This is a genomic window from Flavobacterium sp. AC267 (genome assembly GCF_979258715.1).
Genome location: NZ_OZ409875.1, coordinates 2,036,007 through 2,052,493 on the forward strand (window position 1 = coordinate 2,036,007; position 16,487 = coordinate 2,052,493).

Consider the following 16,487-nt stretch of genomic DNA (forward strand, 5'->3'; position numbering starts at 1 on the left):
TAAGATCCATTTTTTTATTGGCATTATATTTGAATAAATGTAAAAAACACAATTAAACCTTTTGCAATTATTTAAGTCTTACTGATCTAACTAACCTAATTTTATGACCAAAATTTATTCATTTCTATTGTTTTTAGCTTTTGTTTACTCGGCAAATGCCCAAAATAATATCATTGTTAAAGGAACTGTAGTTGATATCAACACGCAGCCTTCCACTTGAGCTTGCTACCGTTTATTTTACTACCGTAAAAGATTCTACTATTATAGAATATGCTACGACTGATAAAAACGGCAATTTTATTATCAATACAAAAAAGTATGAAAGACCAGTATTTTTAAAAGTGAATTATACAGGATATCAGGCTTACTTTGAAGAGCAAAAAGGACTTACAGAAAGTAAAGACTTTGGCAAATTGTATATGATTGAAAATGCAAATGTTCTAAATGAGGTGATTGTAAAATCTGAAGCACCGCCAATTACCATCAAAAAAGACACTTTAGAATTTAATGCTCCTTCGTATAAAGTTCGTCCCGATGCAAATGTTGAGACTCTACTGAAGCAGTTACCCGGATTTGACGTTGATAACACTGGAAAAATTACGGTGAATGGGCGGGAAGTGAATCAGTTTTTAGTTAACGGGAAAACATTTTTTGATAAAGATGGCGCTATTGCGATTAAAAATCTTCCGGCAGATATTATTAAAAAAATTCAGGTTTCTGACTTTAAAACCAAGAAAGAAGAACTGGCGAAACAAGAATCGACTTCAGATTATTCGACTGTAAATATTACTATTGACGAAAAGAAAAACAAAGGATATTTTGGTAAAGTTCTTGGCGGATACGGTTCTGACGAACGCTATGAAAGCAGTTTGATGATGAACTTTTTTAAGAATAAACAAAAAATTAGTGTACTTGCGTCTTCGAACAATATCAACTCAACAGGATTTTCTATGGATGAGGTTTTTGATAATATGGGAGGCGGACGTAATGCAAGAGGAGGAAATCAGGGTGCCGGCGGAGGCGGAAAAGGAATTACGCAGTCAACTTTGGCAGGAATTAATTATTCTGATGATTGGACAAAGGATTTGGAGTTTATGAGCAGTTATAATTTCACAAACGCGGTTACTAAAAATGATAGTAAATCGAATCAGGTAAGTTTTCTTCCAACTGGAAATATTGTGACCGAGTCAGATTCTAAAACTAGAAATGAAAATACAGGGAATAATGTCAATTTTGAATTAGAATATAAAATTGATCCCACAATGCGTCTTGTTGTTGCTCCAAAATTAAATCAGTCGCAATCTAACAGCAATTCCTTTTCATCAACTTTTTCTGAAAATGAAATTGGTGATCCGCTTAACGAAAGTACTGCATCATCGCATACGGAAGGATCTAATACTAACTTTGCAAACAGTATTAATTTTAATAAAGTTTTTGAAAAGAAATCACGAAATCTTAGTGTGGTTTTTAATAACAATAACAGTAAAAATGATTCTAACGGAATCAATATTTCTGAAACTATTTTTTATCAGGATGCAAAGCCCAATGATGAAAGAAATCAGAATGCAAAAAATACCTCAAAAAGCGATTCATATGTTTTAGATGTAGAATATACGGAGCCAATTACAGATTCTCTTAGAGTGCGTTTTGGATCTGATTTTAACTGGCAGAATTCAACAAATGATCAGAAAACATTTGATTTTGATGACACTGCACAGCAATATTCAGATTTAAATTTATCGCTTACAAATTTTACATCATCAAAGCAAAACTCAATTACGCCAAAAGTCGGAATCAGCTGGCAGAAAAGTAAATATTCATTAAATATAAACTCGAGAACTTCAATTGTTGAATTTGATAATCATTCTTTTTATCTTAATCAAGCAACTGATTTAAATAAGAGATACGCACTTCCTTATGCAAATGCTCAATTTCGATACAAATTCAATCGTTCAAAGAATTTAACTTTCAAATATGATTATTCGAATGCGCTTCCATCTGCAACGCAATTAATGCCGATAGCGAATTTAAATAATCCATTAAACAGTGTAATCGGAAATCCAGATTTGAATCCTATTGAAAAAAACAGCGCTGGTATTGATTTTAAGAATTTTGATTTTAGAACACGTTCTGGTTATAGTGTTTTTATAAAAGGAGATTATTATAATAATGATATTGTTTCGACTTCAATCTATGATGAAAGTGGAAAAAGAAACACCACTTATGTGAATATTTCGGGAACGTATTCAGCTTCGGTTGGAGGAAACTGGAATCAGCAGGTTAAAAAAGATGCACATACAGTAAGATACGGATTGCGCTTAAGCGGTAATTATAATTTTGATAAAGGATTTACAAATGATGTTTTGTATAATGCAAAATCTATTGTTTTAACGCCAAGTGTTTATGCGTCTTACGATTATGGTGAGGTACTTTCGATTGCGCCATCTTATAGTTTGTCGTATAACGAAACTCGATATGAGAATTATTCAAGAGATGCTACTTCAAATGTAATTCACAGAATTAATATGCAGACAACCTCGTACTGGCCGGCAAATTTAATTTTCGGAAATGATTTTGGGTATACTTATAATTCAAACATCTCAGACGATTTCAAAAAGAATTTCTTTCTTTGGAATACAAGTTTGTCTTATGGTTTCTTAGATAAAAAATTATATGCTAAAGTAAAGGTTTATGATGTTTTAAATCAAAACCAAAGTGCCACAAGAACAATTTCGGCAACGTCGATTCGCGATGAGGAAAATACAGTTTTAAAACGTTATGTAATGTTTTCTTTAGCTTATAAAATCGGAAACTTCGCTGAAAGCAAAAAAGGAGGAAAGAGACAGAGAGGGTCTTGATTTTTTTTAAGGTTATAAGGTGCTTAGAAGCTGAGGTTCTAAGGTTTAGAGTTTCAAAGAGGCAAAGTTGTAAAGGTTCAGAGATGCAAAGGTTCAGAGGTGCAAAGGTTAAAACGCCTGATCAAATTTTAATTTGATCAGGCGTTTTTTTTATAAATGTTGTCTTTTTTAGTAATCCAATTCATTCCGTAGGAATGTTTCGTTGGTAGAACTTAATTTGGGTTGCGGTTATACGTTCCGTAGGAACGTTTGATAATTTTAAGGCGCTAAGGCGCTAAGGTGCTGAGAGGCTTAGGTTCTAAGGTTTTAGAGTTGCAAAGGGGCAAAGTTTCAAAGGTACAACGGTTAAAAATGCCTAGTCATTAAAATTTGATCAGGTGTTTTTTTATAAATGTCTTTTTTGTTTATGCAAATTCATTCCGTAGGAATGTCTCATTGGTAGAACTTAATTTTGGTTCAGGTTATTACGTTCCGTAGGAACGTCTGATAAATGAGGTCGATTTTAATTTTCATTAGCAGAGGTGTCCCTATGGGATGCAAAACAAAGCAAAACAAAAAAAAATTTTTACCGATGAAATATTCCTTGCGAACATTCAGGCCAACTTGATACTTCCTTTTTTTGTGATTTGAATAAAAACAAAAAACCGAGATACATTTTAAATATATCTCGGTTTTAATACTAAACTAATTAACTCTAACCTTACAATGAGTACTTTAATGTAATTCCGTAAGTTCTTTGATCACCTAATACTCCTGCATATTGACCTGAATTTCCACCTGCAGGCAATAATTGTTCGTAGTAATCTTTATTTAAAAGGTTTCGTCCCCAAAAGTAAACAGATAAACCTTGTGATGCACGGAAACCTAAACGAGCATTAAAAATCGCGTAACCTTGAACCACTAAATATTTTGAAGCCGAAGGGCTTGAAGAAAATTCAGAACGAGCATAAGAATCAAGCGCTACGAAAATTTTTCCTGCATTTCCAAAGAATCTTGCATTGTCTGAAAGTTCACCTCCTAAAGAACCTGCCCATCTTGAAGCGCCTGGCAAAGCAGATCCAGAAACATCTTTAAATGATACTGGAGCGCCAGTTTCTTCTAAAGGAAGCGGTGCATTTGTAAATTTTACATATTTTCCATCTGTATAAGTTGCAAGCACCATTAATAGTTAAATGTTGATTTACAACAATACTAGCGTCTAATTCTACACCTTGAACTTGTACTTTATCTGCATTTGCAAGATAACCACGGTTTACACCCAATTCAGCAAACCTGAACGTTTGTTTGGAAATCTTTAATATCTGTTTTAAAGAAAGCTAAGTTGAAAATTGAATTTTTGAATGGAGAAGTTTTCACTCCAACTTCATAATGATACACTTTTTCAGGTTTGATAACGGCAAGTTCAAGTAAAGGCTGTCCAGCAGAATTTGTTGGAAGACCTGCTACGTTTACACCAACTGGTTTGTAGCTTTTTGCAAATGTTCCGTAAGCATTAATTCTATCCGAAGCTTTAAAAGTAACTGTAATGTTTCCAGAAAAATCTGTATTGTCAATAGCTGAATCAAATGCCTGATCAGAATAAACTTGTCTTTTCAAAGCCAATAACGCTGGATCTGTAGTTTGTAAACCTCCATAAGTTGTACGGGCATAATGAGCATCTTTTTTATCAAAGTTGTAACGCAAACCTGGTAAAACATGCAGGCGATCTGTAATTGCCCAGTCAATCTGACCAAATACTGTCGCGCTCGAAGCTCTAATGTTGGCATCGGTTTTAATTCCGTATCCTTCAAAAAGACCTGGAGTTCTCCATAAAGCACTTGTTGAACTTTGTGCAAATCTCCATTGTGCGTTTCCAGATTCTTCAGTACCATCAGTCTGCGAAGTTTGATCGATAAAGAATACTCCAGCAACACCACTGATTTTAGAAGTTAACTGTCCTGCGTAACGAACTTCCTGTGTAATTTGAGTTTGTCTCGTTGGGTTTTGAGATTTAGCCAATACTTGTAATCCAGTAAAATCTCTATCATTTGATGGATCCCAGTTCCAAAAACGCCATGCAGTTGTTGAAGTAAGAGTTCCACCTCCAATTTTCGTATCAATATTTAATGAAAAACCTCCCATATCTTGATTAGAACGCCATGGTGTATCTTGGTCGATTTTACGATCAAATGCATTCTGGCTTGGAAGCTGATAATTTAAATCGGCTATAATTGCATCAAACTGGCGGTAAGCCGCTCTCTGAGTTGGAGCTACACCAGCAATTACCTGCGCGTATCCGTCAGGGCGTTGCGTTGTAATATCGGCGACAAATATAACATTAGTATTTACAGTTGGAGTCCAAAGTAATTGCCCTCTAATTCCTTGATTATTTAATGTATTAGTAGCTCTTCCTGTTGCAACATTATCCACTAAGCCGTCACGTTGTGTACCAGAAAAAGAGATTCTACCAGCAACTTTTTTACCTAAAGCACCAGTAACAGAAGCTTTAGCCTGCAAGAAAGAGTAATTTCCGTAACTAACTTCAAAATCAGCACCAGAAGTAAAACTTGGTTTGCGAGTTGTAATATTGAATGCTCCTGAAGTAGTATTTTTTCCAAACAAAGAACCTTGCGGGCCACGTAAAACTTCAATTTGTTCTACATCAATAAAGTCAAGTGTTGTAGCAACTGGACGAGCATAATAAACACCATCAACATAGAACCCAACACCTGGATCGATACCATCATTGGTTAATCCGAATGGAGAACCTAAACTTCTAATGTTAATACCAGTGTTTCTTGGGTTAGAAGAATAAAGCTGAACCGAAGGAACTAATTCTTTAATACGGTTAACATTAAAAGCTCCCGTTTGTTCTGCTTGTTTTCCTGTAATTACAGAAATTGCAATTGGCACATCCTGAACTTTTTCGATACGACGTCTAGAAGAAACCACAACTTCAACAAGTTCATTTTCTTCTTTAAGCGTAACTAAAATTGGACTTGCAGGTATTGCAGTCAATTCAAGTTCAGTCGTTTTATATCCAACATACTGAATCAATAGCGTCAATGGTAATCTTCCTTTTGAATCGATTACGAATTTACCGCTGTTATCTGTAATGGCACTATTAGTAGTTCCTTTAATAACCACGTTTACGGCTTCTAAAGGTGTATTTTCACTTGTTGTAACTACACCCTCAATATTTTGTGCGAATGAGATAGAGAAGGTTAAAAAGAATAAAATTGGAAAGATATTTTTTATTGATGTTTTCATTTTTATATTAAGTATATATGATTAGTAGAATTTAAAATAAAATTTTTTTAAATCAACACATACACATTATAAATGAAATACTTTCAGAAGCTGTAGAAAGTCTTTTTGGTTTGTTTTGCAAAAGTTTTGTTACACCTGATTGACTAGAATGTACTTTCATGAGTTAAAATTTAGTAAATGATTAGTTATTATTTTCAGCAAATATAAATATTAATTCTATCGATTTACTAGGAATTAGAAAATATTTTTTTATTTATTTACTAATGAAGCTATTGTGATGCCTTCCATTGCCTTCAAAGTTTTATCTCTAATCAGCATTAAACCGTGGCGCAGACTGCACTCAGACTCGGTTTTGCAATCAGAGCAAGGCTCGTAAAAATTTAAGGAAGCACATGGCAAAAGAGCAATTGCACCGTCAAATAAGCGGTGAATTTCTGCTAAAGTGATGTCGTTTTTTGATTTAATCAGATAGTATCCGCCAAATTTTCCCTGCTTACTGCTCACAAAACGTCCTCGTTTTAGATCTAATAAAATCTGTTCTAAAAACTTTTTAGGAATATTGGCGCCATCAGCGATTTCTATTGTTCTAGAAATGTGATTTTCGTCTTGTTCTGCTAAATAAAGTAAGGCCTTAAGGGCGTATTTTGCTTTATGTGATAACATCTATAATATATTGTAAAATGTAAAAGTATGATTTTTTAAGATTGAAACCTAAACTTGATCCTGAGACTTCGGGAGAAACAAAGAAAACTTGATCAAAATAAGTTTACCAGCTTCCGCCAGAACCTCCTCCAGAGAAACCGCCGCCACCAAATCCACCGCCGAAGCCTCCGCCTCCGCCAGATGATCCACCGCCGAAACCTCCAAATCCGCCTCCGCTGCTTCTTCCAAGATTGCTTAGAATAATAACGTCAAGCAGGCTAGGGTCGCCGCCACTGTTACCAGAATTGCCTCCACCGCCTCTTTTATTTCGAGCCAGTAAAATAAGTACAATTACTACGATAACAATAAAGGGGAAAATTGGAAAATCTTGTCCTTTACTGGTTTTACGTTCTCCTTTGTATTTTCCTTTAAAAACATCAAAAAGGGCATCAGCACCTTTATCAAGTCCATTATAATAACTTCCTTTTTTGAATTCTGGAATAATGATATTTCTTGTAATTTCTCCACCAATACCAGCTGTAAGTCGGTCTTCAAGACCATACCCAGGAGAAATCCAGATTCTTCTTTCTGCTTTAGCTAATAAAATGAAAACTCCATTATCTTCTTTTGCCTGCCCGATTCCCCATTCCTGAGCCCATTTTGGAGTTAGGATACCAATGTCTTCGCCTTTTAGGCTTTCAATGGTAATAACTACAATTTGAGTTGAAGTAGAATCTGAATAGCGAACTAATTTATCTTCTAATTGTGTTTTCTCAGCAAGACTTAAAACATTAGCATAATCGTAAACAGAAGTTTGAAAACTTGGTTTTTTGGGAATATCGAATTGAGCAAAAATAGTATTGAAGCTAAAAAACGCAATAAGCAAAAGAGTAAACTGAAAAATTCCTTTGGAATTTGGGATTTTATTTTGGGAATATTTCATTATTTATCCTTTTGAGATTTCGTTAGATAGTTCGTTTGTATCATCTGCTAATGAAGGGAAATATTTTTTGAGTTGTTCACCGGCATTCAAAATACCATCAACAATTCCCTGTTTAAAATTTCCAGATTTAAAATGATTCGTCATAATATCTTTGGTACAATCCCAAAAATCGACAGACACGAGATCATTAATACCTTTGTCTCCACAAATCACGAAATTTTTATCTTCAACTGCAAAATAGAGCAGTACTCCATTCTGTAATTTGGTTTCATCCATTCGTAAATCATGAAAAACTTCTAAAGCTCTATCAAAATGAGCTTTAGAAGATGTTTTTTCTATATGTACCCTAATTTCGCCAGAAGTATTTTTTTCAGCCACACGAATAGCTTCAACAATTTCTTGTTCTTCTTCTTTGGATAAAAAATCTTCTACTTTTGACATTTGAGTAATTTTAGAGTTTAGATTATAGATTTTAGATTATTCTCTAAAAGATTTTTAGAATTTTACTTCAACCGGTTTGTCTGCTCCAGTAGAAGCTTCAAAGTATGGTTTTTCTTTGTACTCGCTCAAGAACCAGTTGTTTGGAATTTTTAAAACATATCCGTTGTACACTTGTACAGCTTCGTTAAAACGAGTTCTAGCAGTTAAAATCTGGTTTTCAGTACTTGCCAATTCGTCTTGCAGTTTCAAGAAATTCTCGTTTGCTTTCAAAGTTGGATATTGCTCAACAGATACCAATAATCTTGATAATGATGAACTAACACCGCTTTGTGCTTGGTTAAATTCTTTTAATTGTTCAGGAGTTACATTACTTGGATCAATAGTTACAGAAGTAGCTTTTGCACGAGCTTCGATTACTGCTGTTAAAGTTCCTTTTTCAAAATCAGCGGCACCTTTTACAGTGTTTACTAAATTCCCGATAAGATCATTACGTCTTTGGTAAGCCGTTTGAACATTTCCCCATTCTTTATTTACGGCTTGACTGTGTTGTAAAGCAGTATTTTTAATACCAATCGACCAAAATGCGATAATAGCAATAAGTGCTATAATAATTCCTACAGGGATTAACCACTTTTTCATATTTGTTTTAATTTAGGTTTATTTCTATTTTTAATTACAATTCGTTTTTGATGTCGTTTAACTGTGTTTTTATGGACTCTAATTTACGTATTATTTCGAATTTATCTAATGTTTTCTTCTGGCCCTCTTTTAAGTGTATTTTGGCACCTTCAAGAGTAAAACCTCTTTCTTTGACCAAGTGATAAATTAATTGAAGATTTGTAACATCATCCGGCGTGAACATTCTGTTTCCCTTTGCGTTTTTTTTAGGTTTCAGAATATCAAATTCACTGTCCCAAAATCGTATCAAAGAAGCATTGACATTAAAAGCTTTGGCAACTTCGCCAATACTGTAATATCTTTTGTCTTTAGAAAGTTCAATATGCATGATTTGTTTTTTTCTATTTTATTTCAAAAATACTATTTTTTCGTGATATTAATCTAACGATTGATTTTCTTGGTTCGCCATATGTGAAATCGCTACATATTCTGCCGCCGAAATATTTCCGTAATAAAAGTTCAGCGGATTTACCACGTTACCATCTTTATGAACTTCATAATGGCAGTGCGGTCCTTCAGATCTTCCAGTACTTCCTACATATCCAATTACATCGCCGCGTTTGACATGTTGTCCTGGTCTGCAGTTGTATTTGCTCAAATGGGCATATAAACTCTCATATCCAAAACCGTGCCTGATCACTACATGGTTTCCAAACCCCGAAGCTGTGTTGTCAGCCCTCGCCACAACGCCGTCACCAGTGGCAAAAATTGGGGCTCCTGTGTTGGCAGTAAAATCCATTCCGTTGTGCATTTTTCTCACTTTCGTGAAAGGATCGATTCTGTATCCAAAACCAGAAGCAACACGTTTTAAATTTTCATTTTGAACAGGCTGAATTGCTGGAATCGCCAATAATAAATTTTCTTTTGCACCGGCTAATTTTAGTATTTCATCTAACGATTGAGACTGAATGGCCAATTCTTTCCAGAGTTTATCAACTCGTTTTGTGGTATTTAAAACCAGTCATGCGAATTATTATAACCTTCTAATGCTTTATATCTATCAGGATTTCTAAAACCTGCTTTTCTAATCGAATCCGGAATTTCGGCTTTATTAAAATATACTCTGTAAATATTATTGTCACGTTCCTCTAAAGCGTCTGCAAGCATCGTCAATTTCATCCAATTTTTTATTCAAAATAGAATACTGCAGTTTTAAATTTTCAATTTCACGTGCCTGCAAACGATCTTTTGGCGTTTCAAAATAAGGTGTGTTAATTAAAAGGACAAAAACTAAAAAACCAAACAATGCTGAGGCTACTAAAAAAAGTAATGCGTAACCAATTTTTATTCTTTTTCTGGTTTTTATTTTTGTATAAGCCAGATTTTCTGAGTCGTAATAATATTTTACTTTCGCCATATTTTAAAATACGCTATTTTTGCGACTTGTAAAATGAGTTAGACGAACAAAACGAACAATTGTTTCAGTTATTCAAGACTTTTTTACAAGAACAAAATAATTTATAATTTGGGGGGAATTACATAATTATATAATGCGCAAAATAGCGAATTTATTGTTGTAAAACATTAGTTTTTTATTTTTCGATTTTAAATTGACGCATTATTAATTTGAGATTTTTTCTAATTATCACATTATCACATTGACACATTTGTAAACAGATACATTTTCTAATTTAAATATGAAATCACAAGACGTACGTAAACAATTTTTAGATTTTTTTGAGAGTAAAGGACATACTATTGTCCCTTCGGCTCCTATTGTCCTTAAAGATGACCCAACCTTAATGTTCAATAACTCGGGAATGGCCCAGTTTAAAGAATTTTTCTTAGGGAACGGAACTCCAAAAAGTCCAAGAATAGCCGATACGCAAAAATGTCTTCGTGTTTCTGGAAAACATAATGATCTTGAAGAAGTAGGGATTGATACGTATCACCATACGATGTTTGAGATGTTAGGAAACTGGTCTTTTGGAGATTACTTCAAAAAAGAAGCAATCAACTGGGCTTGGGAATTATTGACGGAAGTATATAAAATCCCAAAGGAAAATCTTTACGTTTCTGTTTTTGAAGGAAGTAAAGAAGATAATGTTCCGTTTGACCAGGAAGCTTGGGATATTTGGAAGACTTTAATTGATGAAGACCGAATTGTTCTAGGAAATAAGAAAGATAATTTCTGGGAAATGGGAGATCAAGGACCATGCGGACCTTGTTCTGAAATTCACGTTGATTTACGTTCTGAAGAGGAAAAAGCGCTGAAACCAGGAAAAGGAGAAGTTAATGGTGATAACGCTCAGGTTGTTGAAATCTGGAATAACGTATTCATGGAATTTAACCGTAAAGCGGATGGATCGCTGGAAAAACTTCCTGCGCAAAGACGTTGATACCGGAATGGGATTTGAGCGTTTGTGTATGGCATTACAAGGAAAAACATCAAATTATGATACAGATGTTTTCATGCCTTTAATTAGAGAAATTGAAACTATTACCGGAGCAAAATATACACCTAATGAAGTAACAAACATTAGTGATCAACAAAATAAAATGAATATCGCTATTCGTGTTATTGCAGATCACGTTCGTGCTGTAGCTTTTGCTATTGCAGACGGTCAATTGCCATCTAACACTGGAGCTGGATATGTAATTCGTAGAATTTTGCGTCGTGCAATTCGTTACGGATTTACTTTCTTAGGTACAAAAGAACCATTTATATACAAACTGGTTGAAACTTTAAGCGAGCAGATGGGAGATTCTTTCCCAGAAATCAGAACGCAGAAAGCACTTTGTTCGAATGTGATTCGCGAAGAAGAAAACTCTTTCTTGCGTACGCTTGATCAAGGATTAATTCTTTTAGATGCTGTAATTTTAAACAATACTAGCGATACAATCGATGGTAAAAAAGCATTTGAGTTGTATGATACTTACGGTTTTCCAATCGATTTAACAGCTTTGATTCTTTCTGAAAAAGGATTAAAATTAGACGAAGCAGGATTTCAAGAACAATTACAATTACAAAAAGAAAGATCTCGTGCAGCATCAAAAGTAACTGCTGGAGACTGGAATGTCATTGTTGAAGATGATATTCAGGAATTTATTGGTTATGACAGATTATCTCACCAAGTAAAAATCACTAAATACCGTAGAGTTGACAGTGTAAAAGATGGTGAAATCTATCAATTGGTGTTCAATGCAACTCCATTTTACGGAGAAAGCGGAGGACAAACGGGTGATAAAGGATATTTAGAATCTCAAAACGGAGATATCACTTATATCATTGACACTAAAAAAGAAAATAACCAAACGATACATTTAACACAATCGTTACCAGAAAATATTACGGCAACTTTTAATGCAGTTGTTGATGCAAACCAAAGAGCTAAAACTTCGTCAAACCACTCGGCTACGCATTTATTGCACCAAGGTTTACGCAAGATTTTAGGAACACATATTGAGCAAAAAGGATCTATGGTCCGTAATGCTTCATTGCGTTTTGACTTTTCTCATTTTTCTAAAGTTACGGATGAGGAATTGTTAGAAGTGGAAAACTTTGTAAATGCAAGAATTCGTGAAAGTTTACCATTAATTGAAAAAAGAGCAATACCAAAAGAGCAGGCTATTGAAGAAGGTGCAATTGCTTTGTTTGGAGAGAAATATGGTGATTTAGTGCGTATGATTAAATTCGGTGATTCTGTTGAATTGTGCGGCATGGAACACACGTGGCAAATACATCTGATATCTGGCACTTTAAAATTGTTTCAGAAGGCGCTGTTGCATCTGGAATTAGAAGAATTGAAGCAATTACAAGTGAAGTCGCAAAAGAATATTTTGAGACGCAGGCTGTTTCTTTAAGCGAAATTAAAGAAGCACTTAAAAATGCTCAAGATCCAGTAAAATCAATCTTGGCTTTACAAGACGAAAATGCACAGCTGAAAAAACAATTGGAAGTTTTATTGAAAGATAAAGCGAAAAACATGAAAGCTGATTTAGCTAAAGAATTACAAGAAATCAACGGAGTTCAATTCTTAGCTAAACAAGTAGATTTAAATCCGGAAGGAGCAAAAGATTTAGCTTACGAATTGGGTAATGCTTATCATAATCTATTTGTAGTTTTCGCTACAGCTCATGAAGGAAAACCAATGTTAACGTGTTATATCTCTAAAGAATTGGTTGCTTCTAAAAACTTAAACGCTGGACAAGTCGTTCGCGAATTAGGTAAATATATCCAAGGTGGAGGAGGAGGTCAGCCTTTCTTCGCAACTGCAGGAGGTAAAAATGTTGATGGAATTGGAGAGGCTTTAACTAAAGCGATTGATTTCGTGAAGTAAGGTTTTTTAATCTCGCAAAGACGCGAAGTCGCAAAGTTTTTTTATAAGCTTTGCGACTTTTTTTTGTTTATATAATAAGTTAAGGTTTTTGTCAAAAGTGTATTTTAATCCCGCGAGTCGCGAAGACGTAAAGTTTTTATATAAAGATTACCGTTTTTATTTTTTAAGCTTTAATTTTGTAGGTTTTTACTTTAAATTTTAAAAAAATGACTGAGAATGAAATTTCTGCTATTGTTGTAGACGTTTGTTTCAAAATACATAAAATTAGGTCCAGGATTATTGGAATCTGTTTATGAAGCAATCTTGTATCACGAATTAACTAACGAGGATTAAATGTAGAAAGACAAAAGGCACTGCCAGTTATTTGGGATCAAATAAATCTGGATATTGGTTTTAGAGCAGATTTAATAGTTGAAAATAAAGTAATTTTAGAAATTAAATCTATTGAGAAGGTTACGGATGTACATGCAAAACAAGTTCTGACCTATCTCAAAATTACAAAAATGAAATTAGGATCGCTTATAAACTTTAATGTAGCAATAATCAAGTTTGGCATAAAAAGAGTAGTTTCGAATCTATAATGAAGAACTTAAAATAAAAACAGAGTCGCAAAGCTTATAAAAAAACTTTGCGACTCTGCGTCTTTGCGAGATTCTTTACGCGCAACTATTTTCTTTCTCCAATTTGCTGGCGCCACATAGCGTAATACAAGCCTTTTTCGACAATTAAATCTTCATGTTTTCCTTGCTCGATGATTTTTCCTTGTTCTAAAACAAAAATTCTGTCCGCGTGCATTACTGTCGAAAGTCTGTGCGCGATTAGAACAGTGATTCGGTTTTTATCTGAAATATTTCTAATTGTGGCATTAATTTCTTCTTCGGTAATAGAATCCAAAGCAGAGGTAGCTTCGTCAAAAATCAATAAATTCGGATTTCTAAGAATAGCTCTCGCGATAGATAAACGTTGTTTTTCTCCACCAGAAACTTTGATTCCGCCTTCACCGATTGTAGTATTTAATCCATCTTCTGCACGTCTTAAAAGTTTATCACAACTTGCTCTCTTTAAAGCATCATACAAATCTTCATCGGTTGCATTTGGTTTTACAAATAAAAGATTTTCGCGAATAGTTCCAGAGAATAACTGCGCGTCTTGAGTAACAAAACCTAATTGTTTTCTTAAATCAAGCAAATCAATATCTGTTGAATCAATCTCATTATACAAAACCTGACCTTCGGCTGGAGTGTATAATCCAACCAATAATTTCACCAAAGTTGTTTTTCCTGAACCAGACGGGCCGACAAATGCGACAGTTTGGCCTTGTTTAATTTCAAAATTGATATTCTCTACAGCTTTAAATTTAGCCGTTTTATGCTGAAAGCTTACATTCGAAAACAATAAAGACTGAATTGCTCCTACATGTTTTGGGTTTTTCGGACGGAATTCTTTTGGAGCGCTCAATAAAGTTTTAAAATTTTCCATTGACACTTTGGTTTCATTCAAAGCAATAATGAAATTTCCAAGTTCCTGAAGCGGACCAAAAATGAAAAAAGTAAAAAATACCATTGTAAGCAAATCACCCACAATAATTTTTCCTCCAAACAAGAAATAGTACAAAGTAAAAACAACACAAGTTCTTAAAAAGTGAACGGTTGTTCCCTGAATGAAACTCAAACTTCTTATAAAACGAACTTTTTCTAATTCTAACTGTAGAATTTTAAATGTATTTAAATTCAAACGTTTTTCTTCCTGATATGTTAAACCAAGACTTTTTACTAGTTCGATATTTCGTAAACTTTCGGTCGTTGAACCCGCCAAAGCATTGGTTTGATTTACGATTTTCTTAGAAACAACTTTAATTTTTTTACCCAGATACGAACTTACTAAAGCAATAATTGGTGCCGTAATTAAAAAGATAATCGAAATACGAAAATCGATTCGGGCAACATAAAGAATTACAAAAATGAATCCGATAATGGTTTGAAAAATCAAAGAAATAGAAAGTGTAATTAATTTTTCAGAATCAATTCTAACTTTCGTCAATTTGCTTAAAGTTTCACCGCTTCGCTGATCTTCAAATTCGGCATAAGGCAGATCTAGTGATTTTTTAATTCCATCGGTATACATTTGAGCACCAGTTCTCTGGATCACAACATTGGTGAAATAATCTTGGAAGTTTTTAGTAACTCTGGAAATCATTGCGAGCACCAAGCGAAAGACCGAGCCAGAAAGATAAAGATTTGATAAAACCGATTTCGTTTCCTTTGTATTTTGCCAATCCAACACCGCAGTCTTGCATTAATTTACCGGTAATAATAGAGTCTGATAAACTGAAACAAATGTTTATGGAAGCCATAATCAAAGCAAAAAGCAAAAGCATTTTATGCTTGATTATATAAGAGTATAATAATTTCATATAGAGTTTAAAAAAATGGAAGATGCAAAAGTAAGCAATTGTTTTAGTTTGTAAAGTTCATTTTTGTTATTTAAAATGTAAATTTTTAAATAGTTTGTTTATGATGAAAGTTTTTTTTAAGCTTTTTTAGCTTTAGTCAATTTCACGCAAAGTCGCAGAGTCGCAAAGTTTTTAGCTGTGTGGTTTTTTAATATACAAGCAAATTAAAATAAGCCCTTGTTTCAAATTTAAGTTTCATACAATACACAATGCACTTTGCGACTTCGCGTGATTTATTTCTTCTAAATTTCAAATGTTTATGTTGAGAGTTTTTTTTTAAGCTTTTTTAACTTTAGTCAATTTCACGCAAAGTCGCAGAGTCGCAAAGTTTTTTAGCTGTGTGGTTTTTTAATATGCAAGTAAATTAAAATAGGCCCCTGTTTCAAATTTAAGTTTAACACAATACACAATACACTTTGCGACTCTGCGACTTTGCGTGATTTATTTCTCCTAAATTTCAAATGTTTATGGTGAAAGCTTTTTTTAAGCTTTTTTAAGCTTTAGTCAATTTCACGCAAAGTCGCAGAGTCGCAAAGTTTTTAGCTGTGTGGTTTTTTAATATACAAGCAAATTAAAATTGGCCCTTGTTTCAAATTTAAGTTTAACACAATACACAATACACAATACACTTTGCGACTCTGCGACTTTGCGTGATTTATTTCTCCTAAATTTCAAATGCTTATGGTGAAATTTTTTTTTAAAGCTTTTTTTTAGCTTTAGTCAATTTCATGCAAAGTCGCAGAGTCGCAAAGTTTTTAGCTGTGTGGTTTTTTAATATACAAGCAAATTAAAATTGGCCCTTGTTTCAAAGTTAAGTTTAACACAATACACAATACACTTTGCGACTCTGCGACTTTGCGTGATTTATTTCTTCTAAATTTCAAATGTTTATGATGAAAGTTTTTTTTAAAGTTTTAATCAATTTCACGCAAAGTCGCAGAGTC

At 33.8% G+C, this 16,487-nt stretch carries 8 protein-coding genes and 4 pseudogenes; 3 read left to right on the plus strand and 9 right to left on the minus strand.

What is annotated here, in order from left to right:
- The first annotated feature begins 191 nt into the window (after positions 1-191).
- Positions 192-2,858, plus strand: coding sequence for an outer membrane beta-barrel protein (locus tag ACZZ95_RS10490; protein ID WP_463468979.1), 2,667 nt, complete (start codon positions 192-194; stop codon positions 2,856-2,858).
- A 700-nt stretch (positions 2,859-3,558) separates the two neighbouring features.
- Here ACZZ95_RS10490 and ACZZ95_RS10495 read toward each other — a convergent pair.
- From ACZZ95_RS10495 to ACZZ95_RS10530, 8 genes and pseudogenes are all read right to left on the minus strand, one after another.
- On the minus strand, positions 3,559-4,020 hold the full coding sequence (locus ACZZ95_RS10495; RefSeq protein ID WP_463468980.1) for a TonB-dependent receptor domain-containing protein: 462 nt from the start codon (positions 4,018-4,020) through the stop codon (positions 3,559-3,561).
- Positions 4,021-4,121: 101 nt separating this feature from the next.
- Entirely contained in the window at positions 4,122-6,107 is a 1,986-nt protein-coding gene (locus ACZZ95_RS10500; RefSeq protein WP_463468981.1) for a TonB-dependent receptor, read from the minus strand.
- 249 nt (positions 6,108-6,356) lie between these two features.
- Positions 6,357-6,770 carry an RrF2 family transcriptional regulator gene (locus tag ACZZ95_RS10505; protein ID WP_053470541.1) on the minus strand — a complete coding sequence of 138 codons (414 nt, stop codon included), beginning with the start codon at positions 6,768-6,770 and terminating at the stop codon, positions 6,357-6,359.
- 103 nt (positions 6,771-6,873) lie between these two features.
- Entirely contained in the window at positions 6,874-7,692 is an 819-nt protein-coding gene (locus ACZZ95_RS10510) for a TPM domain-containing protein (protein ID WP_463468982.1), read from the minus strand.
- Between the two features lie 3 nt (positions 7,693-7,695).
- The gene (locus ACZZ95_RS10515; protein WP_463468983.1) at positions 7,696-8,133 is read right to left on the minus strand and encodes a TPM domain-containing protein; all 438 of its coding nucleotides are present in this window, start codon (positions 8,131-8,133) and stop codon (positions 7,696-7,698) included.
- Positions 8,134-8,187: 54 nt separating this feature from the next.
- The gene (locus ACZZ95_RS10520; protein ID WP_095953569.1) at positions 8,188-8,772 is read right to left on the minus strand and encodes a LemA family protein; all 585 of its coding nucleotides are present in this window, start codon (positions 8,770-8,772) and stop codon (positions 8,188-8,190) included.
- 34 nt (positions 8,773-8,806) lie between these two features.
- On the minus strand, positions 8,807-9,139 hold the full coding sequence (locus ACZZ95_RS10525; RefSeq protein WP_057117101.1) for a MerR family transcriptional regulator: 333 nt from the start codon (positions 9,137-9,139) through the stop codon (positions 8,807-8,809).
- Positions 9,140-9,187: 48 nt separating this feature from the next.
- Positions 9,188-10,168 (minus strand): annotated as a pseudogene (locus tag ACZZ95_RS10530) (peptidoglycan DD-metalloendopeptidase family protein).
- Between the two features lie 280 nt (positions 10,169-10,448).
- On the opposite strand from ACZZ95_RS10530, the pseudogene alaS reads away from it, so the two are divergent.
- Positions 10,449-13,091 (plus strand): annotated as a pseudogene (gene alaS, locus ACZZ95_RS10535) (alanine--tRNA ligase).
- A 303-nt stretch (positions 13,092-13,394) separates the two neighbouring features.
- Positions 13,395-13,672 (plus strand): annotated as a pseudogene (locus ACZZ95_RS10540) (GxxExxY protein).
- 85 nt (positions 13,673-13,757) lie between these two features.
- On the opposite strand, the pseudogene ACZZ95_RS10545 reads toward ACZZ95_RS10540, so the two are convergent.
- A pseudogene (locus ACZZ95_RS10545) lies at positions 13,758-15,504 on the minus strand (ABC transporter ATP-binding protein).
- Positions 15,505-16,487: the final 983 nt, after the last annotated feature.